At 34.5% G+C, this 3954-nt stretch carries 7 protein-coding genes; 1 reads left to right on the top strand and 6 read right to left on the bottom strand.

Going from position 1 to position 3954, the window contains the following annotated elements; all coding sequences use genetic code 11:
- Nucleotides 1-201: 201 nt before the first annotated feature.
- Nucleotides 202-333: a type II toxin-antitoxin system RelE/ParE family toxin gene (locus NT175_00100; protein MCX6233115.1), complete on the bottom strand. Its 132-nt coding sequence runs from the start codon at nucleotides 331-333 to the stop codon at nucleotides 202-204.
- Nucleotides 321-503: a hypothetical protein gene (locus NT175_00095; protein MCX6233114.1), complete on the bottom strand. Its 183-nt coding sequence runs from the start codon at nucleotides 501-503 to the stop codon at nucleotides 321-323. Before NT175_00095 ends, NT175_00100 begins: the two co-directional genes overlap by 13 nt.
- A 238-nt stretch (nucleotides 504-741) precedes the next feature.
- On the opposite strand from NT175_00095, the gene NT175_00090 reads away from it, so the two are divergent.
- The gene (locus tag NT175_00090) at nucleotides 742-879 is read left to right on the top strand and encodes a hypothetical protein (protein ID MCX6233113.1); all 138 of its coding nucleotides are present in this window, start codon (nucleotides 742-744) and stop codon (nucleotides 877-879) included.
- 163 nt (nucleotides 880-1042) lie between these two features.
- Here the strand turns inward: NT175_00090 and NT175_00085 are convergent, their stop codons facing one another.
- The 4 genes from NT175_00085 to NT175_00070 all read right to left on the bottom strand — a co-directional run bounded on the left by NT175_00085 (nucleotide 1043) and on the right by NT175_00070 (nucleotide 3482).
- Nucleotides 1043-1252, bottom strand: a complete 210-nt coding sequence (locus NT175_00085; GenBank protein ID MCX6233112.1) for a hypothetical protein — start codon at nucleotides 1250-1252, stop codon at nucleotides 1043-1045.
- A gap of 9 nt (nucleotides 1253-1261) precedes the next feature.
- On the bottom strand, nucleotides 1262-2428 hold the full coding sequence (locus NT175_00080; GenBank protein MCX6233111.1) for a Clp protease ClpP: 1167 nt from the start codon (nucleotides 2426-2428) through the stop codon (nucleotides 1262-1264).
- Between the two features lie 524 nt (nucleotides 2429-2952).
- Nucleotides 2953-3249, bottom strand: coding sequence for a type II toxin-antitoxin system RelE/ParE family toxin (locus NT175_00075; protein ID MCX6233110.1), 297 nt, complete (start codon nucleotides 3247-3249; stop codon nucleotides 2953-2955).
- On the bottom strand, nucleotides 3240-3482 hold the full coding sequence (locus tag NT175_00070; GenBank protein ID MCX6233109.1) for a hypothetical protein: 243 nt from the start codon (nucleotides 3480-3482) through the stop codon (nucleotides 3240-3242). The genes NT175_00075 and NT175_00070 overlap by 10 nt, the downstream gene beginning before the upstream one ends.
- Nucleotides 3483-3954 lie beyond the last annotated feature (472 nt).

The raw sequence follows: 3954 nt of genomic DNA, 5'->3' as shown, positions 1-3954 counted from the left end.
CAACGGACGCGAAGAACATTGTCAATAACCCAAAAAAAATGTTAGTAACGGCGATTTTTTAAAAAATCTCACCTGAACAATGAATTTTGTCAAAACAAAAACTGCATCAATATCTTACAAATTATCCCAGCTTGCCTAATTTTTTGTATTCGTCCTGGAAATAGTATAGCTTTTTATCCGAATTTTGGATTTATGAATTATTCAGGATAAATCTGTTGATTCAAATAAATTTTGAATTACAACTTTTGCATAACGTTCAGAATCTTTGGCAATATATTCGCCAATATCATCAAGATCATGGAGTGCAAAACCGGTCCAAACTACTTTAACCATTTGGAGAGCCTTTTTTTAGCTTCTTCCTTTGAATAAACTTTATCTGCTAATGATTCTTCTAAGCCTTTTTGAACCTTTTCAATAAAAATAAGCTCGTCAATCAGTTCATCAAGAGTGAAATTATCAGGAAGCTTTGAAACCGTCTTTATAACATTTTCTTTTGTTAGCATATCTATTTGGAGTGTTTATACAAAGATAGCTGAAATTTTTATCCCTTTAATTAGCATGAAAATTTTTCAAGCTATGGCAGCCAACTACTTGCTAACAGCAATATTACGAATTATATCTATAAAATCATAATATAAATAAAAGCGACGAATTGTATATGGTGTATCACTTTGGGAGATAAACTGGAACTTAAATGGGTACCGGCATTTTTATGAAGAACAGAGGCACCTTGCCGGTAAGTTGCCTCTGTTTTTTGATGTTTTGTTTGGCTCTTTCTGGGTGGTATTTGTAGAAAGCACGGATGCCATCTTTTTGAAAGATATCATCCGTATTTTTCTGAATCCAAAGAAAATTGGGGAGGCGCTGATGAAACCATAGCTTTGAAAAGTGGCAGCAGACTGACAAGGGTGCCCGGAAATGGGTATGGCCGGTTATACGAAAATATGAGGGTGAGGTGCAGAAGAGCAACGAGAATAAGGCTTCATGTTGGGCTGACGCCACACGAAACCTTATTTATTGGGTGCTGGTCATATTATAATTATTATGAAAAGGTCATAAAAACTGTCGAGTTACTTTCAATTGAGTTAATTTCTCGACATATTTCACCAAACGCTCTTATTGACTCGTCTTGTTGCAAATCTTCTTCATTAACGAGATTGTCATTAATAGATGTATCTTTTTGGTGAAACTTTTCAACTTCTATGAAGATTATTGAAAAATCTCTACTGTTTTCTTTTTTAATTGGTTCCATAAAAATATTTTATAAAACAACTTTAAGTCCTGATTGTGCTTCAAGTTGCAATCTTAATGGTGTCAAATTTGTTTGTGTTCCACAATTAGGACAAATAAAATTGTCGTCCTTTGGATATGGAACTGATGATGCATCAAGTTTAACGTTTTTATCCAAATTTAATTGAATTTTATATTTAGATGCACATTTAGGGCAAATAAAATCTGCATGTGCTGCCTGTGCTTTAATATTCTTTTGTACAGGAATAGCCGGTAATGCTACTTGACTTATTGATTGATAAATTTGGGAACAACAAGTTTCAAAAATTTTATAAATACCAGTCAAGTCAAAAGTCATTCTTAATAGAGTATAATATCTTTCAATAGCATCATTTAACTCATTATTGGTTGAATAGTCATAAATCTGTAGTCTCATTTCTTGTAGATCCTTGATTCTGATCGATCTCCCATGTGTTAACCAGTCAGAGTGCTTACATAATTTTATAGCAATATCGTCTGCGCGCGCTTCTTTTTCTTCGGGTGTTACTACTTTTCCACTTGAACTATGCTTTTCCCAATATTTAAATTTATATTTTGATAACCAGTTTCGTACGAGTGTTTTTGAAAAATTTTGTGCATTTTCAAAGTGTTGAATTTCTCCAGGTGAAATACTTTGAAGCATTGGGATATATGCTGGATTCAATTTTCCAGTTTCAGATACTTCCTTTTTAATTTTCTCTAAACCATCCAGAAACGCATCAGCCGAAAATCTTTTACCATTACTCACTATTTGTGCATCAATTGGTCCTAGAGATGATGAATTTCCCATAAGTATTTCATCTCCTGCCATTGAAAAAATTGTACCAGCACTTTTAGCCATTCCCGGTATTATAATTCCAACTCTGTCATGTCTCGAACGTACCAATTCAACCATGTCTTCGACTGTTTCAGCAAGTCCACCATGTGTTTCCAGTATTATATCAACTTCTTTAGTCTTTATATAGCTTAATTGATCTTTAAATGGCAATAAGTCTGGAGGTAATATTGATATGGGAGCGTTTCCTTTATTTGAATCACTAGCATAAACGATAGTATCCCTTTTTCGAATGCTTGAAATTCTTTTTAATTGATTCTTTCTTTCTCCTGTAATTTGGTCAAAAGAAAGTCGTTGATTGATATATTCAGAGTAGATTCCCATTCTATTTTTTTCAAAGTTATGTATAAATCTTATTCTCACCAAGTTTTTTCATAGGCTTGCACCCAACTATTTGCTAACAGCAATATTACGAATTATATCTATGAAATCCTAATATAAATAAAACCAACGGATTATATAGGGTACAGCTCTTTTTATGGATAAACCGGTACTTTAATGGATACCGGCTTTTTTAAGAAAACTACATGCAAATTGCCGGCAAGTTGCCTCTGGTTTTTGATGTTTTTTTGGCTCTTTTTGGGTGGTATTTGTAGAAAGCACGGATGCCATCTTTTTTGAAAGATGTCATCCGTATTTTTCTGAATCCAAAGAAACCAGGTGAGACGCTGATGAAACCATAGCTTTGAAAAATGGCAGCAGACTGGCAAGGGTGCCCGGAAATGGGTATGGCCGGTTATACGAAAATATGAGGGTGAGGTGCAGAAGAGCAACGGGAATAAGGCATTATGTTGGGTCCGTTTGAGGCGGACCACACAAATCCGTATTTATTAGGGCCTTTGGGCGGATTAAAACCGTTTCTTATTGGGACTCTGCCTGTTATCAAAGAAATTCAGAATGATAATCAGGTTATTTCGAATAATATAGAAGATGCTGACTTGCTTGATAATCACAAATCCTCTGATACCTTTCTCTCCGTTTTCCAGTGTTCCAATATCCGGAAATTCACTTAGGATATCCAGGAAATCATAAACCTTTTTAACAAATGATTTCGTTACATTATTTCCCCATTCATTAGAAAGATACTCAAGGATTTTATCAAATTTTTTATCAGCTCTTTTCGACCAAACAATTTCTAGAGCCATTTTTTATGTTTTTTCACAATTTCTGCATGGCTGATCAGATTCTCATCACGCTCACTTTCATTAAAAGCTGATAATAATTCTTCTTGCTCTTCTTTTGTCAGGCGGGACCATAAATGACCTTCTTTAGAAGCAGTTCTGCTTTTCATCAGATCATAAAACTTCATAAGAAACTGCTCATTGTCAATGCTGTCAATGAGATGGTGGAAATTATTTTTAAGTTCGATAGTTGTCATTGCTGCAAAGAATTTCTACAAAGATAATCATAAAATAAAAAATTCCTGTCCATAGGCTCTAACTATTTGCTACCATCAATATTACGAATTATATCTATAAAATCCTAATATAAATGAAGCAACGGATTCTTTATGATGTATCCCTTATATTGATAAACAGGCACTTAAATGGGTATCGGCTTTTTTGATGTTTTTTGGCTCTTTTTGGGTGGCATTTGTAAGAAAGCACGGATGCCATCTTTTCGAAAGATGTCATCCGTATTTTTCTGAATCCAAATAAACCAGGTGAGGCGCTGATGAAACCATTGCTTTGAAAAATGGCAGCAGACTTACAAGGGTGCCCGGAAATGGGTATGGCCGGTTATCTCCTTTCTTTAGTTGTCAAAATACAGCAGTTTCATCTAATGTGTGGCCTGCAATACCAGTGCTGTAATAACTTATGCTAAGCAGAAAAATCGTTGTAGCATTGGTT

The sequence above is a fragment of the Bacteroidota bacterium genome, assembly GCA_026391695.1.
Lineage (GTDB): Bacteria > Bacteroidota > Bacteroidia > Bacteroidales > JAGONC01 > JAPLDP01.
This window is presented reverse-complemented; position numbering and strand designations above follow the sequence as displayed.

Bases quoted from the DNA above. Each gene is read 5' to 3' on its own strand.
- NT175_00085 (MCX6233112.1), bottom strand. From the start codon at position 1,252: ATGGAACCAATTAAAAAAGAAAACAGTAGAGATTTTTCAATAATCTTC.
- NT175_00075 (MCX6233110.1), bottom strand. From the start codon at position 3,249: ATGGCTCTAGAAATTGTTTGGTCGAAAAGAGCTGATAAAAAATTTGAT.
- NT175_00080 (MCX6233111.1), bottom strand. From the start codon at position 2,428: ATGGGAATCTACTCTGAATATATCAATCAACGACTTTCTTTTGACCAA.
- NT175_00100 (MCX6233115.1), bottom strand. From the start codon at position 333: ATGGTTAAAGTAGTTTGGACCGGTTTTGCACTCCATGATCTTGATGAT.
- NT175_00095 (MCX6233114.1), bottom strand. From the start codon at position 503: ATGCTAACAAAAGAAAATGTTATAAAGACGGTTTCAAAGCTTCCTGAT.
- NT175_00070 (MCX6233109.1), bottom strand. From the start codon at position 3,482: ATGACAACTATCGAACTTAAAAATAATTTCCACCATCTCATTGACAGC.